The 22,316-nt window shown below is 29.5% G+C and carries 24 protein-coding genes; 18 read left to right on the forward strand and 6 right to left on the reverse strand.

The genetic code is table 11. The features are described from left to right. Positions 1–151 precede the first annotated feature (151 nt). Positions 152–1,417, reverse strand: a complete 1,266-nt coding sequence (locus tag AEBR_RS05920) for a coproporphyrinogen III oxidase family protein (RefSeq protein WP_129087698.1) — start codon at positions 1,415–1,417, stop codon at positions 152–154. Positions 1,418–1,570: 153 nt separating this feature from the next. On the opposite strand from AEBR_RS05920, the gene phsA reads away from it, so the two are divergent. From phsA to AEBR_RS05950, 6 genes are read left to right on the forward strand one after another with little or no spacing between them, the layout of a single operon-like run. Continuing rightward, the gene (gene phsA / locus AEBR_RS05925) at positions 1,571–3,865 is read left to right on the forward strand and encodes a thiosulfate reductase PhsA (RefSeq protein ID WP_129087697.1); all 2,295 of its coding nucleotides are present in this window, start codon (positions 1,571–1,573) and stop codon (positions 3,863–3,865) included. 9 nt (positions 3,866–3,874) lie between these two features. Further along, positions 3,875–4,444: a 4Fe-4S dicluster domain-containing protein gene (locus AEBR_RS05930; RefSeq protein WP_129087696.1), complete on the forward strand. Its 570-nt coding sequence runs from the start codon at positions 3,875–3,877 to the stop codon at positions 4,442–4,444. Next, positions 4,437–5,405 (forward strand): NrfD/PsrC family molybdoenzyme membrane anchor subunit, encoded by a 969-nt coding sequence (nrfD, locus tag AEBR_RS05935; protein WP_129087695.1) that lies wholly within the window; start codon positions 4,437–4,439, stop codon positions 5,403–5,405. Before AEBR_RS05930 ends, nrfD begins: the two co-directional genes overlap by 8 nt. A 44-nt stretch (positions 5,406–5,449) precedes the next feature. Further along, the gene (locus AEBR_RS05940) at positions 5,450–6,115 is read left to right on the forward strand and encodes a response regulator transcription factor (protein ID WP_128980945.1); all 666 of its coding nucleotides are present in this window, start codon (positions 5,450–5,452) and stop codon (positions 6,113–6,115) included. Then, positions 6,099–7,271, forward strand: coding sequence for a sensor histidine kinase (locus AEBR_RS05945; RefSeq protein WP_129087694.1), 1,173 nt, complete (start codon positions 6,099–6,101; stop codon positions 7,269–7,271). The genes AEBR_RS05940 and AEBR_RS05945 overlap by 17 nt, the downstream gene beginning before the upstream one ends. After that, positions 7,261–8,079 carry a cache domain-containing protein gene (locus tag AEBR_RS05950; protein ID WP_129087693.1) on the forward strand — a complete coding sequence of 273 codons (819 nt, stop codon included), beginning with the start codon at positions 7,261–7,263 and terminating at the stop codon, positions 8,077–8,079. Before AEBR_RS05945 ends, AEBR_RS05950 begins: the two co-directional genes overlap by 11 nt. 14 nt (positions 8,080–8,093) lie before the next feature. Here the strand turns inward: AEBR_RS05950 and AEBR_RS05955 are convergent, their stop codons facing one another. Both AEBR_RS05955 and AEBR_RS05960 read right to left on the reverse strand, forming a co-directional pair. Then, on the reverse strand, positions 8,094–9,014 hold the full coding sequence (locus tag AEBR_RS05955; protein ID WP_129087692.1) for a methylenetetrahydrofolate reductase: 921 nt from the start codon (positions 9,012–9,014) through the stop codon (positions 8,094–8,096). Between the two features lie 71 nt (positions 9,015–9,085). Further along, positions 9,086–9,883 carry an energy transducer TonB gene (locus tag AEBR_RS05960; protein ID WP_129087691.1) on the reverse strand — a complete coding sequence of 266 codons (798 nt, stop codon included), beginning with the start codon at positions 9,881–9,883 and terminating at the stop codon, positions 9,086–9,088. A gap of 77 nt (positions 9,884–9,960) precedes the next feature. Here AEBR_RS05960 and hemL point away from each other — a divergent pair, with 77 nt between their 5' ends. From hemL to AEBR_RS05980, 4 genes are read left to right on the forward strand one after another with little or no spacing between them, the layout of a single operon-like run. After that, positions 9,961–11,244, forward strand: a complete 1,284-nt coding sequence (gene hemL / locus AEBR_RS05965) for a glutamate-1-semialdehyde 2,1-aminomutase (protein ID WP_129087690.1) — start codon at positions 9,961–9,963, stop codon at positions 11,242–11,244. Positions 11,245–11,256: 12 nt separating this feature from the next. Next, positions 11,257–11,583: a pyrimidine/purine nucleoside phosphorylase gene (gene ppnP, locus AEBR_RS05970; protein ID WP_129087689.1), complete on the forward strand. Its 327-nt coding sequence runs from the start codon at positions 11,257–11,259 to the stop codon at positions 11,581–11,583. A gap of 7 nt (positions 11,584–11,590) precedes the next feature. After that, complete coding sequence (locus AEBR_RS05975; RefSeq protein WP_128980959.1) at positions 11,591–11,902, forward strand: AtpZ/AtpI family protein; 312 nt, start codon at positions 11,591–11,593, stop codon at positions 11,900–11,902. Beyond that, positions 11,895–12,449: a hypothetical protein gene (locus AEBR_RS05980; protein WP_228712188.1), complete on the forward strand. Its 555-nt coding sequence runs from the start codon at positions 11,895–11,897 to the stop codon at positions 12,447–12,449. The genes AEBR_RS05975 and AEBR_RS05980 overlap by 8 nt, the downstream gene beginning before the upstream one ends. Here AEBR_RS05980 and AEBR_RS05985 read toward each other — a convergent pair. Next, positions 12,421–13,107, reverse strand: coding sequence for a hypothetical protein (locus AEBR_RS05985; protein ID WP_128980963.1), 687 nt, complete (start codon positions 13,105–13,107; stop codon positions 12,421–12,423). The two genes, AEBR_RS05980 and AEBR_RS05985, sit on opposite strands and share 29 nt — an antisense overlap. Positions 13,108–13,112: 5 nt before the next feature. Then, positions 13,113–15,011, reverse strand: coding sequence for an RNA polymerase sigma factor RpoD (rpoD, locus tag AEBR_RS05990; RefSeq protein ID WP_129087687.1), 1,899 nt, complete (start codon positions 15,009–15,011; stop codon positions 13,113–13,115). Positions 15,012–15,178: 167 nt separating this feature from the next. On the opposite strand from rpoD, the gene AEBR_RS05995 reads away from it, so the two are divergent. From AEBR_RS05995 to pepV, 6 genes are all read left to right on the forward strand, one after another. Beyond that, positions 15,179–15,679, forward strand: a complete 501-nt coding sequence (locus AEBR_RS05995) for a 3-isopropylmalate dehydratase small subunit (RefSeq protein ID WP_129087686.1) — start codon at positions 15,179–15,181, stop codon at positions 15,677–15,679. A gap of 2 nt (positions 15,680–15,681) precedes the next feature. Then, positions 15,682–16,749, forward strand: a complete 1,068-nt coding sequence (leuB, locus tag AEBR_RS06000) for a 3-isopropylmalate dehydrogenase (protein ID WP_128980968.1) — start codon at positions 15,682–15,684, stop codon at positions 16,747–16,749. A gap of 336 nt (positions 16,750–17,085) precedes the next feature. Then, positions 17,086–17,838 (forward strand): amino acid ABC transporter ATP-binding protein, encoded by a 753-nt coding sequence (locus tag AEBR_RS06005; protein ID WP_129087685.1) that lies wholly within the window; start codon positions 17,086–17,088, stop codon positions 17,836–17,838. A 1-nt stretch (position 17,839) separates the two neighbouring features. After that, a complete protein-coding gene (locus AEBR_RS06010; RefSeq protein WP_129087684.1) occupies positions 17,840–18,505 on the forward strand; it encodes an amino acid ABC transporter permease in 666 nt (221 codons plus the stop codon). 288 nt (positions 18,506–18,793) lie between these two features. Beyond that, positions 18,794–19,594 (forward strand): transporter substrate-binding domain-containing protein, encoded by an 801-nt coding sequence (locus AEBR_RS06015; RefSeq protein WP_129087683.1) that lies wholly within the window; start codon positions 18,794–18,796, stop codon positions 19,592–19,594. Positions 19,595–19,674: 80 nt separating this feature from the next. Continuing rightward, positions 19,675–21,075 (forward strand): dipeptidase PepV, encoded by a 1,401-nt coding sequence (gene pepV / locus AEBR_RS06020; protein ID WP_129087682.1) that lies wholly within the window; start codon positions 19,675–19,677, stop codon positions 21,073–21,075. Here pepV and AEBR_RS06025 read toward each other — a convergent pair. Continuing rightward, on the reverse strand, positions 21,072–21,440 hold the full coding sequence (locus AEBR_RS06025; protein ID WP_129087681.1) for an HIT family protein: 369 nt from the start codon (positions 21,438–21,440) through the stop codon (positions 21,072–21,074). The two genes, pepV and AEBR_RS06025, sit on opposite strands and share 4 nt — an antisense overlap. 388 nt (positions 21,441–21,828) lie before the next feature. Here AEBR_RS06025 and rpmJ point away from each other — a divergent pair, with 388 nt between their 5' ends. After that, entirely contained in the window at positions 21,829–21,942 is a 114-nt protein-coding gene (rpmJ, locus tag AEBR_RS06030) for a 50S ribosomal protein L36 (protein WP_004509205.1), read from the forward strand. Positions 21,943–21,944: 2 nt separating this feature from the next. Next, positions 21,945–22,313 (forward strand): 30S ribosomal protein S13, encoded by a 369-nt coding sequence (gene rpsM, locus AEBR_RS06035; RefSeq protein ID WP_128980980.1) that lies wholly within the window; start codon positions 21,945–21,947, stop codon positions 22,311–22,313. The last annotated feature ends 3 nt before the right edge of the window (positions 22,314–22,316 follow it).

Here is a 22,316-nt window from a genome sequence, read left to right on the forward strand (position 1 = left end):
TGCTTTTGGCGCAACCTTTTTCAATAAAAAGGTTGTAAGCGTGACATACGCACGTGTGCACAAGAGAGATTATAAAACCGTAGGTTTTATGTTTGCAACTCTTTGTAAAGAGTGCAAGTGAAGTTTTATTTACAATAATTTTTCCAAAAAATTATAAAACCCTTTTTTGCCTAAACATCGCTCTTACTCTATCCATTTGAGAATAAAAACTAGACATCATAATTATAAATACATAAGAGCCTTTTTTTGTAAGAAAAATTGTCTCATCTTCCATATGGATTAAATTAAAATATTTCATTAAGGCAAGCTCTTTATTTAGTTGTACTTCCAACTCTTTTCCAAACATTTTTTTATAATTTTCAAGGCTTAGACTTCCTGAAAACAGAGTTGATAAAAGATAGTACAATGCTTGTTCTTTTTGGCTAAAAGTGGATTTTGCAATTATTGTATCTTTTTTAGATTTTAGTAGTTCTTCATACTCTTTTAGATTAAATGCATTTACAAAAAGATTCCCTTGTAAATATGAAAAAGCACCACTTCCCAAACCAATATATTCATTATGTTTTGAGATATATTCATCATCCAAATTATACTCATCTTTTGAAAATGACCACATATTATTTTGATTATAATCTTTTAACATTTCACAGATTATATTGTAAAAATTTTCTCTATTTGTATTTGGTATAAACTGTTCCAAAAATTTGCTGTTTAGTTTGCTATTCATCAAAGGATAGGTTACTATTTGATCAACTCCCAAAGATTTTGATATATTAATATCGTTTCTTAAACTCTCTTCACTTTGATTTGGCAGATTAAAGATTAAATCAATACTTGTTTGAGGAACTACTCCAACTATTTTTTTTATTCTATTTATTATATTCTCTGAGTTTCCAAATTTATCATATCTTCCCATACTTTTTAAAAGTGTATCATCAAAACTTTGTATTCCAATAGATAATCTTTTTACCAGACCTTTTAGTTTTTCTATTGTATTTAACTCTATATGATTTGGGTCAGTTTCACAAGATATATCTTCAACACAAAAGAGTTCTTTTACTAATTTAATTGTTTTTATTAATTCATCTGCATTTATAAGAGGACTTCCTCCTCCTATATATACTGAGTTGATTTTTACATTATGAGATTTAAGTATTTTTATCTCTTCTCGTAAATTTTTAAAATAGTTATTTGACTCTTTTATATTGTGTTGATACTTATGAAAGGTACAAAATGGGCAAAGATTATCGCAAAATGGAACATGTATATATAAAAGATAAGATAGTTTGCTATTTATATGATTAAATTTTGAATCATCTTTAGATGTTCTTATAATATTTACTGATGATTCAAATGTTTTAGTTACCAAACTATCTGCTATATTGTATAAAAAGGTGTTTTTTATGCTATTTTTCATCTTATATCCTTTTTAAATCTTATTTGTAATTATATTCAATCACCGTAAATTTTGAGTAAACAATTATTTTATGAATGAATAGTTGTTCAAATTTACATTGAATTTACATTTAAATATTAAGATTCCTTTAATATTTTAAAAGAAGGATCAAAAATGAGTAGTACTTATAGTAGGAGAGATTTTCTAAAAACTACTTCTTGCACTGCTATAATCGCAGGTTCATCATGTATGGCAGCCAAACTAGGTTCACTTGATAATAATATTATAAATGGTGGAGTTACAAAGAGTGTTAATACATATTGTGAAATGTGCAGTAGTAGATGTCAAATTGAATGTAAAGTCGTTGATGGCAAAGTTTCATTTATAGAAGGAAACAAACATTCTAAAGGAATGAGCACTTCTGTTTGTGCAAGGGGTGCATCTGGTCATTCACAACTTTATGATAATCAAAGATTGGTTAAACCAATGATTAGAGTAGGAAAGAGAGGAGAAGATAAATGGATGGTTGTTTCTTACGAAAAAGCTTATGATTTTATTGCTGAAAAGCTTAAAAAAATCACTGATGAGTATGGAGCAAAAGCAACTCTGTTCTCTTCAAAAACTGGAGAAAACTTTAATCATATAGCTACATTTGCAAATATTTTTGGTAGTCCAAATATATTTTCCCATGTTAGTACTTGTCCAATAACTTATGATATAGCTTTTGAACATACATATGGAGGAAAATTAAAAAGAGATTTCTCTAATGCAAAATATATTTTAAACTTTGGACACAATCTTTTTGAAGGGATTGCTGTTAGCAAAACAAAAAAACTTGCTCATGCTGCAAATAGTGAAAAAACAAAACTTGTTGTGCTTGATCCAAGATTTTCAGTTGTTGCTTCAAAAGCTGATGAGTGGTATCCAGTTAAACCAGGAACTGACTTGGCTTTTGTTTTATCATTAATTCATGTTTGGTTAAGAGATGGAAAATATGATAAAGAGTTTGTTGAAAAATATACTATTGGAATTGAAAAACTAATAGAGAGTACAAAAGATACAACTCCAAAATGGCAAGAGCAAATCACAGGTATTAAAGCCGAAGTTGCTGAAAGAGTAGCAAATGAGATATATAAAGCTGCACCAAATTGTATTATAGATTGGGGACATAAAACAACAACAGGAGCAAGTGAGTATCAAAAAACAAGAGCAATTTTAGTTGCAAATGTTCTAATGGGTAATCTTGAAAAAGCTGGAGGACTCTTTTTTGGTAAAAAAGCAAAATCGGTAAATAAAATTGCAAATATGGATATTGCTCCTGTTATTACAAATCCTGACGGGCATATAAAATATATTCAAGAGGAGAGAATTGACCATGCAACGCAAAAAGGTGCGAATGTTTTTGTTTCTAGAAAAATGGGCGTTTTAATGGATATTCCAGATGCAATTTTATCTCAAAAACCATATCCCGTAAAAGCTTGGATAATGACAAGAACAAACCCTTTAATTACAGTTGCCAACTCTCAAAAAATGAAAAAAGCAATGGAAAAACTAGATTTGATTGTTGTAAATGATGTTTATATGTCAGAAACAGCGATGATGGCAGATGTTGTACTTCCAGAAGCAACTTATTTAGAGAGAGATGAAGGTATTGCAGATGTTTCATCTATGGCACCAGCTTATATGATGAGAAATAAAGTTGTTGACCCAATTAATAAAACACAAACAATCTCTGAAATATTAAGAGCTCTTGCAAAAAGATTGGATTTGGATTCTAACTATAAATGGCAAACAGTTACAAATTTTAGAGTACAACAAGCAAAAGGGAATAGTGAACTTTTAGAAAAACTAGCAAAAGATGGTTATGTTAGTTTTGGAGTACCTTCATTATTATATAGAGAAAAATCATATGTGGATAATTTTGTAAAAAAATATCCAAGTGCTGCATCAAATCTTGATAGTGATGGACTATTTGCAAATATGCTTAAATTTAAAACACCAAGTGGAAAAATTGAAATCTTCTCAGAAGAGGTTGAAGAAAATTTCCCAGGTTATGGCGTTCCAGCAAAACATGATACAGATGTGGCAAAAGGTTATCCATATATTATAACATCAGGTAAAACTGCTCTTCATACAAATGGGCATACTCAAAATATACCATTTTTAAATATGTTAATGAGTGATAATCCTGTATGGGTAAATCCACTTACAGCAAAAAAAGAGAATATAAAAAATGGTGATTTAATCTATTTGGAAAATAATATTGGTAAAGAGAAAGCTACAGTGTTTGTAACAGAGGCTATTAGACCTGATACTCTATTTGTTTATATGGGATTTGGTAGAGAGTCTGAGGAATTAAAAAGAGCCAATGGTAAAGGAACAAGTCAATCTAAGCTACTCTCTTTAGATAAAGGACCAGTATGTTCTACAATGATTACAAATATTGGTGTAAAAATCACAAAAGCATAGGGAGCTGTTATGAAAAAGAAATATAGAATGATACATGACGAAAATCTTTGTATAGGTTGTCAAGCGTGTAGTGTTGCTTGTAGAAGTGAAAACAAAGTTCCTGATGATCTATTTAGATTACAAGTTAGAGTAAAAACAGAAGGTGTTTTTCCAGATTTGAGAATGGATATGAAAAGACACTCTTGTGTAATGTGTGAAGATACACCTTGCGTAACTGTATGTCCAACAGGAGCATCATTTAAAACAGAAGATGGGCTTGTTCAAGTTGATCCAAAACTTTGCGTTTCATGTAAATATTGTATTGTTGCTTGTCCTTATGAAGCAAGATTTATAAATCCAGTAACAAAAAATGCAGATAAATGTACTTTTTGTTATTCAAATAGGGTTTCAAAAGGTCAAGATCCAGCATGTGTTACAGTATGTCCTACTGATGCTTTGGTTTTTGGGGATATTAATGATACTACATCAGAAGTTTATAAAAAAGCAAAAGAGTCAACTCTTGTATATCCTAAAGCACATTTAGGTACTAAGCCAAAATTAGCCTTTGTTCCTAACAAAAAAGGAGTAAGTTATGAATAATATATGGGGAAGTATGTCTCAATATGAGATTATAAATTGGCCATGGCCAATTGCAGTATATCTGTTTTTAGCGGGAATTAGTGCAGGAGCAATCATAATTGCACTACTTGTTAAATGGAATAAACATGATAATGAAGTTCCAACAATTTGGGATGCTATGGTTAAAGCAGGTGCAATTATATCTCCATTAACTATTGTTGTAGGATTATTACTTCTTATTGGTGATTTAGGGAAACCTCTATCTTTTTATTTGTTGCTTATAAACTATAACTTTAGTTCAGTAATGACCTTAGGGGTTTTAGCACTATTTGTTTACACACCTTTTGCATTTATCTTTGCAGGTTTGATTTTTGAAGATAAAATTAAAAATAGTTTTTTATCGTTTTTATATCCAATTATAGGTTATATAAAAAGTTACTCAAGATACTCAAAAAATATTGAGTATATTCTGTTTTTCTTAGCAATTGTTGTGGGAGCTTATACAGGTTTCTTATTATCTGCAAATATGAGTATTCCAATGTGGAATTCACCTGTTTTACCAATTTTATTTTTGGCTTCAGGTATCTCTGCTGGAATTGCAGGAAATATTTTAGTTGGACTTTTGTTCTTTAAAAGTAGTATCAACAAAGAGAGTATCAAATATCTTTTAATGTTGGATTTAAGAGTTATTTTAGTTGAGATTCCTTTATTGCTTATCCTTTTTGTTGGAATGATCTACACAGGCGGAGCTTCAAAAATCTCTGCTATGCAAGCCTTGACAATAGGAAACTGGGCAATGATTTTTTGGGTTGGTGTTATTGCTTTTGGGCTTTTAACTCCACTTTTAATAGCATTTACTGCTTTGAAAAATCATGCATATAAAGTTAGATTTATAATAATAAATTCACTTGTTGTAATAGTGGGTGTAATCCTATTAAGATTCTATGTTGTTTATGCAGGGCAACTATTTACAGGAGTTTAAAATATAACTAGAGAGATTAACCTTTCTAGTTGTATACTATTATTATGAAGATATTATTATTAGAAGATGATTATGTTTATAATGAGAGCATAAAAGAGTATTTAGAGGATTTAGGTTTTCAAGTAGATAGCTTTTATGATGGAGAATCAGCTCTTGATTCAATCATAGATAATAATTACTATTTGGCAATTTTAGATATAAAAGTGCCAAAATTAAATGGGCATGAAGTAATCAAATATTTAAAAGATATAGGCGATAAAACGCCTATTATAATAACAACATCACTAACTGATATTGATAATATTACTATTGGATATCAGTTAGGATGTAAAGACTATCTAAAAAAACCTTTTGAGTTAAAAGAGTTAGAATTAAGAATAAACTCTTTACTTGATTCACACTATGAAATTGACAAAGAGAATATTTGTAATCTAAAAAATGATTACACTTTTAATATTATTTCAGGATTATTAAAATACAAAGATGAAGTTATTGATTTAACTTCAAAAGAGAAAGATCTGATTTTATTTCTTATAAAAAATGCAAACTGTTTTTGTGAGATAGAGAATATTAGAGAAAATGTGTGGGAAGGTAAAGAGATACATCATGCAGATATAAGAATGTATATTAGGAAAATTCGTCTGAAAACTCATAAGGATTTTATAATCTCATTAAGGGGAGTAGGGTACAAAATTGAAGTTACAAAGTAGTGAAAAAAAACTTGCATATTTTTATACTCTGCTTCTTATGATACTTTTTAGTATTCCTGTATATTTTGCACTTAATCTTGCTGTAAATAATGAACTAATAATAAAAGAGATGGCTTTAAAAAACTTCTCAAATGAAGTTGAAAAGAGTTTATATTCAGGTCAGTTAGGACTTGTAAGAAGTGTAAAAGTGAATTTTGCATTTGTTAATAAAGATGGAGAGATTCAACTTAATAATCTATCTAAAGATTTAGATAATTTTAACTTTAGAGTCTATGAAGAGTATCCATATTTGTACTATAGAAAAGATGTTAATAAAAATATCTATGATGTTTCATTTATTGTAAGTGAAGTTGAACTTAACTATTCAAAAGCGATACTTCTTGCGATACTTCTATTTATAGTTGTTCTTATGAATATTTATATTTTAAACAAGAGTATTATAAGAAGTGCAACAAGACCTTATGAGATACTTCAAAAATATACAAATGTACTCTTTAATGACACTATGCATGAACTGAAAACACCACTTGGAATTTTAAATATAAATTTGGATTTACTCTCAAGAAATAGTGAACCAAATAAATATGTAAAGAGAATGAAAACTGCAATAAAACAGATACAAGTAAATTATGAATCAATTGAATATTATATAAAAAATAGAAAAATAAAATACTCTAAAGAGAAAATCAATCTATCAACATATTTGGAGTCAAGAATAGAGTATTTTGAAGATATAGCAAACTCTAAATTTATAAAAATCAGATCAGAAATAGAGAATAAAATCTATGTTTATATGAATAGTTTGGAACTTCAAAGAGTTATAGATAATACATTAATGAATGCAATAAAATACTCAAGACCCGAAAGTAATGTTGAGATTAATTTAGCTTTGGATGAGAATAAAAATTATGCACTTTTGTCAATAAAAGATTATGGTTATGGAATAAAAGATACAGATGCCATTTTCGATAGATTTTCAAGGGAAGATACAATTCAAGGTGGCTTTGGTTTAGGGCTTAATATTGTAAAAACAATATGTAATAAAGATGGCATAAAAATAAGTGTGGAATCAAAAGAGAATTTTGGTTCAACTTTCTCTTATAGATTTGAGATTTACAAAATAAAATTTTTGGATAGAATTGAAGATGCAAAATAGACAATTTATATTATTAACTTTTATTGTATTAATAAGTTGCGGGGGTTTAGTTTGGGTATTTAACAACTACTTGGAGTATGAAAATCAAGAGAAAAATGAGAAAATCATTGATCTTTATTTAGATGAGTTAACAGGATTAGTTAATAAAAATAGAAATCTAGTTTTAACAGCATCTGTCCTTTTAGCAAAAGATGAAGCAATAAAAAGGTGTTTAAAAACAAACAAAAGATGTAACTGTTTTAAATATTTGACAAAATCAAAACAAGGGCTTCTTGATACTCTTGTATTTGATGACTTGAAAATACATATCCATGATAGAAATCTAAAAAGTTTTTATAGGCTTTGGAGTAATAACCAAGATAATGATTCCCTTTCCTCTTTTAGGTATTCATTAAATCAAGTTAAAAATACTCAAAAATCACTCTCTTGTATTGAAATAGGAAGATACTCTATGTTAATAAGAGGGATAACTCCTGTTATTGAAGAGGGAGAGTATTTGGGTTCAATAGAGGCTATTACAAATTTTGATTCTGTAATAAAACATTTTAATAAAAAGGGAGTAAAACTTTTTATTTTGATGAATAAAGAGTATGAATATATTGTCTCAAAAATTAAGTTTAAAGAGGAACAAAAACTTAAGAATTATACTCTTTTAAATGAGACAAATGAGGATATTTCATTTTTAAAAGATATGGAGTTTAAAAAAACTTCTTATCAAAAAGTGGGGTATTTTTATTTGATAAATACTCCAATTTATGATTTAAACCATACAATTATAGGTTATTATGTACTAAAAGTAGTTTTATAAAAGAGTAGAAGAGATTAGTTCTCTTTCATAATCTCTTTTATCTCATTTAGAAGTTCAACTGAGGCTTCAATTTCGGCTTTTCTAATTGCAACACTCTCTATATTACAACCAATTGGTATACCTTTTTTTGTCCCGAATTGATATAACTCTTTAAAAATATCTTTTGACAGTTTAACTGAGTCTTGAAGAATATTTCCTGACTCTTTTAACTCCTCTTCTAGATAGTTTGGAATATTTATTCCAAGCCATTTCATAAACTCCAAAGTTTTTGTACTTCCACAAGGAGTCAGAGTTAAAATTATTGGTACCATCTCATAATTGTTCTCTTTTGCATATTTTGCATAATCAGTTAAAAATATTTTTGCTGCTTCTAAATCATAGATACATTGGGTAATAAAATATTCGCAAGATTCATCTATTTTAGAGAAAATTCGTAAGTGCTCATCACCTTTTTTTGTATGTCGCTCTGGGATTGTAATTCCGCCAAGACAGAGGTTGTCATTTACCTCTCTTTTAAGTTGATATGCCTCTTTTAAACTTAAAGGATTTTTTTGTTCATGGGATGCCGCACCTACAAATACTGAGTGTACTTGGTTTTGTTTTGTAAACTCTAACCACTTTGTAAAAGTTTGGCTAGTGTAATTCCCAACAGCTCTATAAACAATTCTTGGAATTTTTAACTCTTGTAAATAGTCATGTGAATATCTGCATGGGTCTAAAGTTTTTATAAAAGGAAAAGGTCTCTTTTCATCTGTTCTATCTGATTCATCTTGGATATCATATAAAACTAAACCATCCACATCAAGGTTGGAAATTCTTTCAATATGTTTTTTGGCAATCTCTTTTATCTCTTCATCACTATGATTTATTTTTGGCGGAGTAATACCATAAAGAAGAATCCCTTTTTGCTTCTCTCTGATTTTGTCTGTTAACATTAAATATCCTAATAAAATTTATAAAGTCTTATTATTTTACTTTTTTTATAGTTAAAAAAGTGTAAAAATATCTAGTGATGGGTAATGTAGTTAATAAACATTCTTATTTGTGTTGGCTCTTTTGGTCTAGGATAATCTTTATAGGCATATTGAACTGTTTCTATTATTGCTTTATCATAAACACTGTATTCACCATTTTTGATTATTTTAAGTCCGCTAATATCACCATTTGGATATAAGACAAACTCTATTTCATTATAATCATTTAGATTCATTTTTATAGCTAAATCTGGGAAACTAAAGTAACTTCTTGTAATCTCTACAATAGTTCTAATATGGTTTTGAATAAATACTTTTTGTACATTAGTAAAGTTTTCATACTCTTTTCCATAAAGGTCAATATAGCTTTGTGTTATCTTGTCAAGCATCTTTTTATTTACAGGAACAGGCTCACTTAATAAAAAGTTTTCCAAACTTCTATTCTCTATAGTTTTTCTTTTCTCTTGAGGTTTTATAACAACCTCTTTGTTTGGAATAGCTTTTATTATAGGTTTACTTATTGGCTCTTTAGGAATAGTTTTTGAAGGTTCACTTTTTGTTGTTTTCTTTTGGGGTACAATTTTTTTAGGCTCAACTTTTTTAAACTGTTGTGGTCTTTGTATCTCCTCTTGTTTTACAACTTTTTCCTCTTTTTTAGGCTGTGGCACAATCTTTGGTTGCAACTTTACATACTTAACTGTTGATTGTTTCTCCACCTTTTTAGGAGGCTCTATCTTCTTTTCATCTTTTTTGAAAAAATCCAATGGAAGAAAAATTAAGAGAATATGAATAATAATTGATAAAATGAATGCAAGTATAATCGATTTCATAACGGAATTATAGTAGAATATTGCTTTTAAAAAATAGATATACTATTTTTATTGTAATAAATTTTATAGGATAGTTAATGTTTGATAAATCAATTAAAGCTTACGAAGAAGCAAAAGCAGTGATTCCAGGGGGAGTTGATTCTCCTGTTAGAGCTTTCAAATCAGTTGGTGGAACACCCCCTTTTATTGATAAAGGTGAGGGGGCATATCTTTTTGATATAGATGGAAATAGATACTTAGATTTTGTACAAAGCTGGGGACCACTTATTTTTGGTCACTGTGATAGTGATATTGAAGATGCTGTTATGCAAACTGTTAAAAAAGGTCTCTCTTTTGGTGCGCCAAGTGTTTTGGAAACCCAGTTAGCTAGTGAAATTGTTGAAATGTATGACCATATAGATAAAGTAAGATTTGTAAGTAGTGGGACTGAAGCTACTATGTCAGCTATTAGACTTGCACGTGGTGTTACAGGAAAAACTGATATTATAAAATTTGAAGGGTGTTATCATGGACACTCAGATTCTCTTCTTGTTCAAGCTGGTTCTGGATTGGCTACTTTTGGAACTCCAAGTTCTCCTGGTGTTCCTGCTGATTTAACAAAACATACTATTGTTTGTGAATATAACAATATAGAAAATCTAAGAAAATGTTTTGAAGATTCAAATGATATTGCTTGTATTATTATTGAACCAATTGCAGGGAATATGGGATTTTTACCAGCTACAGCAGAGTTTTTAAAAGAGTGTAGAGAGTTATGTGATAAAAATAATGCTTTATTAATTTTAGATGAAGTTATGACAGGATTTAGAGTCTCTTTAACAGGTGCTCATGGGGTTATTGACATAAAAGGTGATATTATCACATTTGGTAAAGTAATTGGGGCAGGTATGCCTGTTGGTGCATTTGCTTCATCAAAAGAGATTATGTCTCATCTTTCACCAGAAGGTGCCGTTTATCAAGCTGGAACATTAAGTGGAAATCCAGTTGCTATGGCTGCAGGTTTGGTTAGTTTAAAAAAATTAAAAGCAAATCCAGCTGTTTATAGTGAATTAAATAGAAAAGCTAAAAAATTAGTTGAAGGTTTAAAAGAGATTGCAAATAGGAACTCTATAGGTTTTCAAGCTACTACAATAGGTTCAATGTTTGGTTTCTTTTTTGCAGACAAACAACCTACAAACTTTAAAGAGGTATCTGCTTTTTGTGATTTTGATAGATTTGCAAAATTTCACCATGAGATGATAAAAAAAGGTTTCTATTTCGCTTGTAGTCAATATGAAGCAGGATTTATCTCTACTGTTATGACTGATGAGATGATTGATGAGTGTTTAACTGCTGCTGATGAAATTATGAAAAATTTATAAGGAAAAGAGTTAATGAGTAATATTATTGAAAAAAATGTTGATTTGCTAAAAAAAGCAAATGTTTACTTTGATGGAAGAGTTACAAGTAGAAACTATACAGATAAAGATGGTGTAGTAAAATCTTTAGGTGTTATGTTACCAGGTGAGTATACTTTTAATACAAAAGCTCCAGAATCAATGGAGATTCTTGGTGGAAAAGTTGAAGTTTTAATTCTTTCAGGTCTTGATAATAACTGGGAGACTTATGGTGCAGGTGAAACTTTTGAAGTTCCAGGAAACTCTAGTTTTGAGATAAAAGTTTTAGAACTAGCTGATTATTGTTGTACATATTTATCATAGGCAAATTATGGAAAACAAAAATCAAGAAAAAGAGATTCCAAAGCACAGAGGGAAACTTCAAGCTTTAGATAATTTATCTTTAGGTATCTCTATTGTTGCAGCTGTTTTGATTGGTTTTTTTATAGGTTATGCCCTTAAAAGCTTAACAGGATATACTTGGACTTTATGGCTTGGAGTTTTTTGGGGAATTGCAGCCGCAGGTTTAAATATCTACAAAGCTTATAAGAGAGCTCAAAAAGAGTTTGAAGGTTTAGAAAATGACCCAAGATACTCTTATAGAGCAAAATATGGTGATAAGTCTTACGACGAAGATGAATAAGATTTTAAAATTTGCAAAGGTTTTTATTTTAGTAGACCTTTGCCTTATTATATTTGGTATGATATTTTATACTCCAACTTGGGTTTTAAATACCCAAGTTGCTTTTATTGGTTCTTTATTTGTTACTTTAGCCTCTTTCTTATCATATAAAAAGAATGTACAAAATAGACTCTCTAACTTTGAAACATCAACAGCAAATCTAAAAGTTGAAGATAGGGACAAAATTGATGAAATTGATGACCCTTTTGATTTATATAGTGAAGATGAAGAGATTAAAGAGGAAGAATTAACTCCTTCAAAAATCAAAGAGATTATAAAAGAGGAGAAGTCAAAGATAAAGAGAAACTCTTTTAAAAATACACTTTTTTCAGCAACTGGATTTATATCTATTTATAGGGTTGTGGGATATTTGGCACTAATAATTGGTTTTTTTGCTTTAAATAATAGCAAAACACTATTGCCAATCCCATTTTTAATAGGATTAGCAATAGTTCCAATTTCTGTATTGATTTCTAAATTTACTTTAAAATTAGAGGAAGATCGATAATAATTTTATTTTCGTCTTTTGTTACTATAAATGAAGCATTTTCATCTTTGTATTCAAAGCCTTCTATGCAACATTTTGTGCTTGAGAGTACTTCAACACTAATAATAGAGTGTTTTTTCCCATTTATTCTTATATACTCTCCAATTTTCAAAATAACAGAGGTAGTTAACATATCTGATTCATGAAATGCATCATATATAAGGTTTAGTGCTTTAATAAATTCACTTGCATTTATTTTAAACTCTGGAATTGATGGATCATAGTTTTTAATAAATCTAGCTTCTGATTTTATTTTTTTAGTTGAAATAGCTAAATCAACTAGAGTGAAGATATTTGTAATATTTGTATTTTTTGTACTAAGTTGAGAATCTTTTTTTACCATAGCACTTTTATAAAGTTTCATATGGATCTCATCTTCATCATGATACTTTACAGTTACTGCATAAAAAGTGTAGTTTTTTACTGATAAGTCAATATATGTTGTTTCAACTCCGTAAGTTTTTGGAGCATACTTTAAAGCTAAATCAAAAAGCTCTTTTTGCTTAATTCTACTAAGCAAAAATTGAGCTTCTTGATTTGAATAAACTAATTTTCCCGTTGAAGAGAAAGATATTATTGGGTTTAAATCTAATTCAACCCATTCTTCGTAAAAGTTCATTAGATTTAACTCTCAACGTAATTTTTAAGGTTTTTACCAACTTTTGGATGCTTTAACTTTTTAATAGCACTTGATTCAATTTGTCTTACTCTTTCTCTTGTTACAGAAAGCTCTTTACCAATCTCTTCAAGTGTTCTATCACTTGCATCATCCATAAGTCCAAATCTCATTCTAACAACTGCTTGTTCTCTCTCATTTAATTGAGCTAAGATTTGATCAATTTGTCCTTGTAAATCCTCTTTCATAATATGGTCAACTGGTGTTGGTGCTTTTTCATCTGGAACAAAGTCTCCAAATTTACCATCATCATCTGAACCAATAGGTGCTTCAAGAGATACAGGCTCTTTAGTGATTTTAATTACTTGTTTAACTTTATCAACAGGTAATCCAACCTCTTTTGCGATTTCCTCTACATCTGGCTCTTTACCATTTTCTTGAATACCTTTTCTAATGATTTTATTGATTCTATTAATAGTCTCAATCATGTGAATTGGAATTCTAATAGTTCTTGCTTGATCAGCAATTGCTCTTGAAATAGCTTGTCTAATCCACCAAGTAGCATAAGTAGAGAATTTATACCCTTTTTTATACTCAAACTTGTCAACAGCTTTCATAAGACCTATATTACCCTCTTGGATAAGGTCAAGGAAAGGTAAACCTCTGTTTGTATATCTTTTTGCAATAGATACAACAAGTCTAAGGTTAGATTTTGCCATTCTAGTTTTTGCTTCATCGGTAATCTTTTTACCTCTTTTAATCTGCTCTAGAACATCCAATAACTCTTCTGGCTCTAAATCAAATCCACCTTTAGATGCTTCTGCTGTTTGGAAAAGTTTTTTAATCTCCATATATGTAGAAACCATAGTAGCTTCAGGAACCATAGAGGTAATTTGTACCTTAGATAAGTTTACAATATTATCTAAAATCTTTTGGTGATTTTTTAATAATGTATCATTAAATAGTGGTAGTTTATACTCTAATTTTTTTAATTCTGTTTCAAATCCTGATTCTGATTTAAGCGCAGTTTCCATTGCTTTTACAATCTCAGTAATCAATTTTGAAGTTGGACCTAAATCCAAAAGAGCCTCTTTTAAAATTCTCTTTTTAAAAGCAACAGCCAAATTAAATTGCATTTGGTCATACTCTTCATCAGATTTTGCAGTCTCTTTTGATTGAAATTTAAGCCACTCTTTTTTTGCTTTTTCCAAAGATTTGAAAGCAACAATAATTGTTTCAGCTCTTTTATCAAGCTTTCTATTACTTTTTTTAGGAGTGTCATCATCCACGTCAATGTCATTGTCATTGTCGTTATCATCGTCATCATCAATATCGTTGTCATTGTCATCGTCATCATCTAAATTATCATCGTCATCAGAGTCTTCATCATCAAAGTTTCTGAAAAGTTCTTTAACTTTTCTTTCTCTATTTACTAAAGGTTCTCTATACTCTAAAATAAAATCAATTAGATATGGAACATAACAGATAGCATCAAGGATTACATCCTCTCCCATCTCAATTTTTTTAGAGATCTCTATCTCTTCCTCTTTTGTTAAAAGTGGAATTTGTCCCATCTCTCTTAGATACATTCTAACAGGTGAATCTGATCTTGACCATTCTAGTAACTCTTTATTTTTCAATAAATCGAAAACATCATCATCACTCTCTTTTAATTTATTTCTTAAGTCCTCTTTTTTCTTAGCCTCTTCTGCATTCATTCTTTTAGCTTGTTCTTGTGAACTAATAAGTGTTACATTATATAGTTGGATAAGAGCTATAAGCTTTTTGATGTTTGCTGTTGAGGGAGCCTTCGGAAAGATTTTGATTAGCTTTTCGTAGGTTAAAATTGAATCTTTGTACTCTTTTACAATGCCTTCAATATCTTTATTTAAATCTTTTGTGCTCATTAACAGGTATTCCTCATGTCTTTAAAGATAAGTCAGATATTATATCCAAATTAGTTAAAAATCAGTTTAAGTGACTCTCTTTAATCTATAATTTTTCAAATTTTAGATAAAATGCAAAACTTTAGAAAAAAGAAATTTAAATAGTATTTAATTTAAGGACAAATAATATGAGTAAGATTACTGGAAAAGTTTGGAATTTTGGAGCAAATATTGATACTGATATTATCATTGCTGCAAGATATTTGAACAGTTCAGATCCTGAACATTTAGCAAAATATGTAATGGAAGATGCAGACCCTGAATTTCCTAAAAAACTTCAAAAGGGCGATATCATTGTTGCGGGTGAAAATTTTGGTTGTGGTTCAAGTAGAGAACATGCTCCAATCGCACTAAAAGCAGCAGGTGTTGCAGCCGTTGTAGCTCCTTCTTTTGCAAGAATTTTTTATAGAAACGCTTTTAATATGGGACTTCCAATCTTCGAACTTCCAGAGTCTTTGGAGATAAAAGAGGGTGAAGAGATCTCTATTGATTTAGATAGTGGAATCATCACCAATAATACTACAAAAAAAACATATAAATTTATTCCAATTCCTCCTTTTATGCAAGAGTTAATTGCAACTGGTGGATTGATAAATTATGCAAAAGCAGAAATGAAAAAGGATAACTAAGAATGAAGAAATATAATATCTCTATTATCAAAGGTGATGGAATTGGTCCTGAAATTGTAGATGAAGCTATTAAAGTTTTAGATGCAGTTTCTTACTCTTGTGGTTTCGCTTTAGAGTATAAAGAGTACCTAATGGGAGGGATCGCTATTGATGTTACAGGAACTCCTCTTCCAGATGAAACTGTTGAAGGTGTTTTAAACTCTGATGCTTGTCTTTTTGGAGCAATTGGTGGTGAGAAATGGGATACACTTCCAAGAGAGTTAAGACCTGAAACTGGACTTTTGAATTTTAGAGAAAAAATGGGTGTTTTTGCAAATCTTAGACCTGCAATTATTTATGATGAACTTGTAAATGCTTCAACTTTAAAGCCTGAAGTAATTGAGGGTGTTGATATTATGGTTGTAAGAGAGCTTATTGGTGGTATCTACTTTGGAAAACCAAGAGCTAATGATGGTTTTAAAGCATACAATACAATGGTTTATACAAAACCAGAAATACAAAGAATTGGAAAAACAGCCTTTGAATTAGCTATGAAAAGAGATAAAAGAGTATGTTCTGTAGATAAAGCAAATGTTCTTGAAGTCTCTCAACTTTGGAGAGATACAATGGAAGAGATTGCAAAGGATTATCCAGAAGTAAAACTTTCTCATATGTATGTTGATAATGCAGCTATGCAACTTGTTAGAAATCCAAAACAGTTTGATGTTATTGTAACAGGGAATATTTTTGGTGATATTCTTTCTGATACAGCTTCAATGGTGGTTGGTTCAATTGGACTTTTACCATCAGCTTCAACAGGAGAAAAAACTGCTATTTATGAACCAATTCATGGTTCAGCTCCTGATATTGCTGGACAAGGGATTGCAAACCCAATAGCAACAATTGTTAGTGCAGCAATGATGCTTAGATACTCTTTAGGTGAAGATGAAGCAGCAGATAAAATTGATGCAGCAATTAAAAAAGCACTTAAAGATGGATATAGAACAAAAGATTTAGCAGCTTATGATGCTAAAGAGATTGTATCTACATCTGAAATGGGTGATATAATAGCAAACTACATAAATAAATAAGAGGTTCCCTCTTATTTATAAAAATTATCTCTTTTGTTTCACTTAATAAATTTATTATTTTTTTATGTTAGAATTTTAGCATTACTTTTAAAATCAAAGGCAAATTTTTTTTGATAATAATCAAAAGTAATAATAAGTTGATTTGTACGTGCTACAACTTGAGTATTTAGAGATTTTAATAAAACTACTTTTTATCAAGACCAATTAAACATGAAGTATATCTTCTACTTCTAAAATATAATTTCTTTTTATTATTTTTTTTATTTAAAAATAGTGCATATATTGTTCTAATTCCTAAAATAAAAAGAGATATAAATATAACTTTATGGGGCAAAAATGATTAAAATTGAGCATTTAAATATGCATTTTGGAGATAAAGAGGTTTTAAAAGATATAAACCTTACAGTAAAAAAAGGTGAAGTGGTTGCGTTAATTGGACCATCAGGTTCTGGAAAATCAACCCTTCTTCGATGTTTAAATTTTTTAGTGAAACCAACAAGTGGACGTTTAAATATTGATGGGATTAACTTAGATGTAACAGATGTTTCAAAAAAAGATATCTTTTCATTAAGACAAAAGACTGCAATGGTTTTTCAAAATTATAATCTTCTTAAAAATATGACAGCTTTAGGTAATATTATGGAGCCTATGGTTACTGTTCAAAAAATGAATAAAAAAGAGGCTGAAACTATAGCTTTGGAGCTTTTAGAAAGGGTTGGTCTTAAAAATCATAAAAACTCATATCCTAGTCAATTATCAGGGGGACAACAACAAAGAGTGGGTATTGCAAGAGCTATGGCAGTAAATAGTAATATTATTCTGTTTGATGAACCAACATCCTCTTTAGACCCAGAGTTAGTAGGTGATGTTTTAGAGGTGATAAAAAAACTAGCAATTGAAACACAAAAAACCATGTTAATTGTTACCCATGAAATGAAGTTTGCAAAAGAGGTATCTGACAAGATTGTTTTTTTGGAAAATGGTTCAATTGTTGTTGATGGTACTCCAAACGAGATATTTGTTGAATCAAAAAACACAAGAGTGTCAAATTTTGTAAATAAAATGACTGAAAATAATTTAAAGGCTTAAAATGAATTTTGATTTTGTATGGTTTATGAACCTTTTTCCTATAGTTCTTCCTGCACTTGGTTTAACAATCTCTGTTGCATTAATATCTCTTTTTTTAACCTTATTCCTTTCTGTGATTATTGCAGTAATTAGGTATTATAAAATAAAAGGACTTTATCTTTTTTTCGGGCTTTTTATTAGTTTTTTTAGAGCAACTCCTTTAGTAGCACAACTCTTTATACTCTATTTTGGACTTCCAAGTATTTTCCCTATTTTAGAATCAATGACAGCATATCAAGCAACTATTATAGCCCTTACTCTAAATACTTCAGCTTTTTTAGCTGAAGATTTTAGGGGTGCACTTGATTCAATTGACAAGGGGCAAAAAGAAGCTTGTTTCTCTATGGGGATGACTAAGTTTCAAGCTATGAAAAGGGTTATCTTGCCTCAAGCTTTTATAATTGCTCTTCCTTCAATAGGGAATAGATTTATAGGTATTATAAAAGGAACTGCTTTAGGATTTACTGTTGGTTTAGCTGATATTATGGCTAAATCAAAAATTGAAGCAGCCCTTAGCCTTAGATTTTTTGAAGCTTATTTATGTGTTACTTTAATCTATTTGGTTTTAGTTTTAATTGTTGAACAGATTTTAAAATATTTGGAAAAAAAGACCCAAAAAGCTTATTAAAATAATATTTATACATACTTAAATAGCCTTAATATAAAAGTTAATTTAAAATTAATAATTTTTATAGGCTTTTAAGTAAAATATAATTAAACTACGCGACATTAACTATAATTTAGCTGGCAACTTTTTTATAGTAATAATCTTTTTAATATATTGAAAAAGAGTTGTAAGACTCGGTTAGTAGATTTGATATGTTCAGGTGAACACTTCTAGTTAGCATAAGAGTAATTCTCTTATTCTCTAATTTTAAATAGATAAAATTAACTACACGTTTTCAAAGGAAACAATATGCAAAAATTATTCAAACTAGTGGTGGCTGGAATCTTTGCTTTATCTATATGTGTACATGCAGATGATTCTACGTTAAAAGAGATTGTGGTGGCTTCAGGTTCTACTTCTGTACCTAATTCATACATTGTAAGTGGTAAACATACAGGACACGAGGTTGATATTTGGAATGAAATTTCAAAAAAAACAGGTTTAAAAGTTAAATTTATCACAGGTGAATTTAACACTTTATTTGGTTACTTAGATTCAGGGAAAGCTGATACTGTTGGTAATACAATAACAATAAATCAAAAGAGATTAGATAAATATGATTTTTCTGAACCTTATGCTTATATTCCAGAAAAATTAGTTGTTCAACCCGAAAGAGAAGATATTAAAAAACTTAAAGATATCGAAGGTCTAACTTGTGGATATTCAGCAGGATCTAATGGGGGAAATCTTTTTGAACAAATTGCTAAAAAACAGAATATCAAAATAAATCTTGTATCTTATGATAGTTCAGAACTTTTAGCAGAAGCATTTAGAAGACATAAAGTTGATGTTATGATTTTTTCTGCTGGTGAGACTGCATTTAAAATTAAAAATGGATACTTAAAAGCTAGAATGGCTGAAGAAAATGTAACTCTTGGATTAAAAGCTTATCCTTTTGTAAAAAGCAATGAAAGATCAAAAAAATTAAGAGAGATTGTTACAAAAGCAATTCAAGAGATGAAAGCAGATGGTACATTAACAAAAATCTATGAAAAATGGTATGGAATGGATTTTAGTAATGAACCAAAAGATGCAAAATTAATAAAATAATTTAAATCAAATATACATACCCTTTTTTAGGGTATGTAAAATACAATCACTTCAACTTTGAAACACACTAGGAATTCAAAATGCCTTTTAACAAACTATTAAAATCATATAAAGACGAGATTATTCAAAAAACACAAGAACTTATACAAATAAAAAGTGTAGAGAGTAGTGCAAAACCTAATATGCCTTTTGGAGAAGGTGTAGATAAGGCTTTGCAGTACACTTTAAATCTTTGTGAAGAGTTGGGATTTGAAACGCAAAATTTTGATGGTTATGCAGGACACGCTGATTTAGGTAATAGTGATGATATAGTTGGAGTTTTAGTTCATCTTGATGTGGTTCCTGAAGGTGATGAAAAAATGTGGAAATATCCCCCTTATAGTGCAACTATTGAGAATAACCGTATTTATGGTAGGGGAGCAATTGATGACAAGGGACCAACAATTGCTGCAATATATGCAATGAAAGCTCTAAAAGAGAGTGAAGTAAAACTAAATAAAAAAATTAGAATAATTTTTGGAACCGATGAGGAGAGTGGTTGGGAGTGTATGAATTATTATTTAAAAGAAGTAAAACCTCCACAAGTAGCCTTTACACCTGACGCAAATTATCCTGTTATTTATGGCGAAAAAGGGATTTTAACCCTTGATTTAGAGAAAAAATTTGTTCAAATGGAAAAATCACATATATGTATAGAGTATATTAAGGGTGGTGAGTTGTCTAATATGGTTCCAAATTATTGCGAAGCTTTACTTGTATTAAATGAAGATATAGAGAAGCTATATGGGAATTTTCAAACTCTAATAAAAAAACTGGGCTACAATATAAAATTAGAATTAAATAACAATAAACTTTTAATTAAATCTTTTGGAATTTTTGCCCATGCTTTAGAACCACAAAAAGGTATAAATGCAATCTCCCAATTAATGATCCTTTTATCAAATTTTACCTTTTCAGAAACAATTAATGATTTTTTTTCTTTTTATACTAATAAAATAGGTATGCAAGTGGATGGGGAGAATCTTGGTTGTAAAATGGAAGATAAAGAGTCGGGAAAACTGACTTTAAATGTTGGGGTTATAAATTTGATTAGAGATAAGGTGACTTTAACTTTTAATATAAGATATCCCATTACTAAAACCGACAAAGAGGTGGTAAAAAAAATAAATGAAACAATCAAAAATGAAGATATAACTTTAGAGGTAAAAAAAATATATTACCCTTTATATATTCCAAAAGATAGTAAACTTGTTAAAACATTAAGCTCTGTATATAAAAATTTGACAAATGATAATACAGAACCTTTAACTTTTGCTGGAGGTACATATGCTAGAGCTTTAAGTAATGCTGTAGCTTTTGGTGCAGTTTTCCCCAATGAAGAGATAATGGCACATCAAGTAAATGAATATATAAATATCGATTCACTTTTAAAAAATGCACAAATTATCGCTACAGCGATGTATGAGCTAAGTAATAATTAAAGTTTTTGAAGAATTTTAGAGATTTTTTTATAAAACTCATCAAAAGAGGGAAGATTTAACTCTGCTTCCCTTTGTTTTATTCCCCACATTGATTCAGGGAAATATGAATCCTCTTTAAATCTTGCCATAATATGAAAATGTACATGGGCAACATAGTTACCAAAAGATGCAATATTTATTTTTTCAGGATTAAAGTATTCAAGCATCTCTTTTTCAATAACATCTAAAGCTCTTAATATTTGCTCTTTTACATCACTTGGACACTGACTAAACTCTTTATACTCTCTATTAGTAAATATTTTTAACCAAGGGATTTCGCTTTTTTCTATTTGGATATTTATTAAATCATTTTTATATATTGTCATTTTACTACTCTTCTTATATCAAGTTTTGATTTGAAAATAATATAATAAAGTTACTTAATAGAATTTCATCTTTATTCCTATAAGCATAGACTAGTTAAACAACATTTAAGCTAAAATTAATTATAATCCGTTTCCATTTTTCCAACCATCAAGGAAGTTTTTATAAAATTTTTGTGTTTTATAAAAAGTTGGTAAGAGGGGAGAGAACGAGCAAAAACAACTGCTTGTGCCTTGAACTTACCTAGGAAATAGGCTTTTGAATTTATTCAAAGAGGATTCAAACAGCTCTTATTTAGAGCTGTTTAGGCAGAAAAAACGTAAAGCAGTTTATGTTTTCTTAACGCCTCTTGCCTGTTGGATTGTGGGAATAACACAAAAAGGACAACTGATGAAAGTTAGAGCTTCAGTAAAGAAAATGTGTGATAAATGTAAAGTTATCAAAAGAAGAGGTATCGTAAGAGTAATCTGCGAAAACAAAAAACATAAACAGAGACAAGGATAATCATGGCTAGGATTGCAGGTGTTGATTTACCAAATAAAAAAAGAATGGAGTATGCATTAACATACATCTATGGTATTGGTTTACATAATTCTAGACTTATCTTAGATGCTGTTGGAATTGATTACAACAAAAGAGCACATGAGTTAACAGAAGATGAAGCAGCAGCTATTAGAAAAGAGATTCAAGAACACTATATGGTGGAAGGGGATCTTAGAAAAAAAGTTGCTATGGATATTAAATCACTTATGGATTTAGGTTCATACAGAGGTTTAAGACACAGAAAAAGTTTACCTTGTAGAGGGCAAAAAACTAAAACAAATGCACGTACTAGAAAAGGTAAAAAGAAAACTGTTGGTGCAGCAACTAAATAAGGA

The sequence above is a fragment of the Halarcobacter ebronensis genome (assembly GCF_013201825.1).
Classification (GTDB): Bacteria; Campylobacterota; Campylobacteria; order Campylobacterales; family Arcobacteraceae; genus Halarcobacter; species Halarcobacter ebronensis.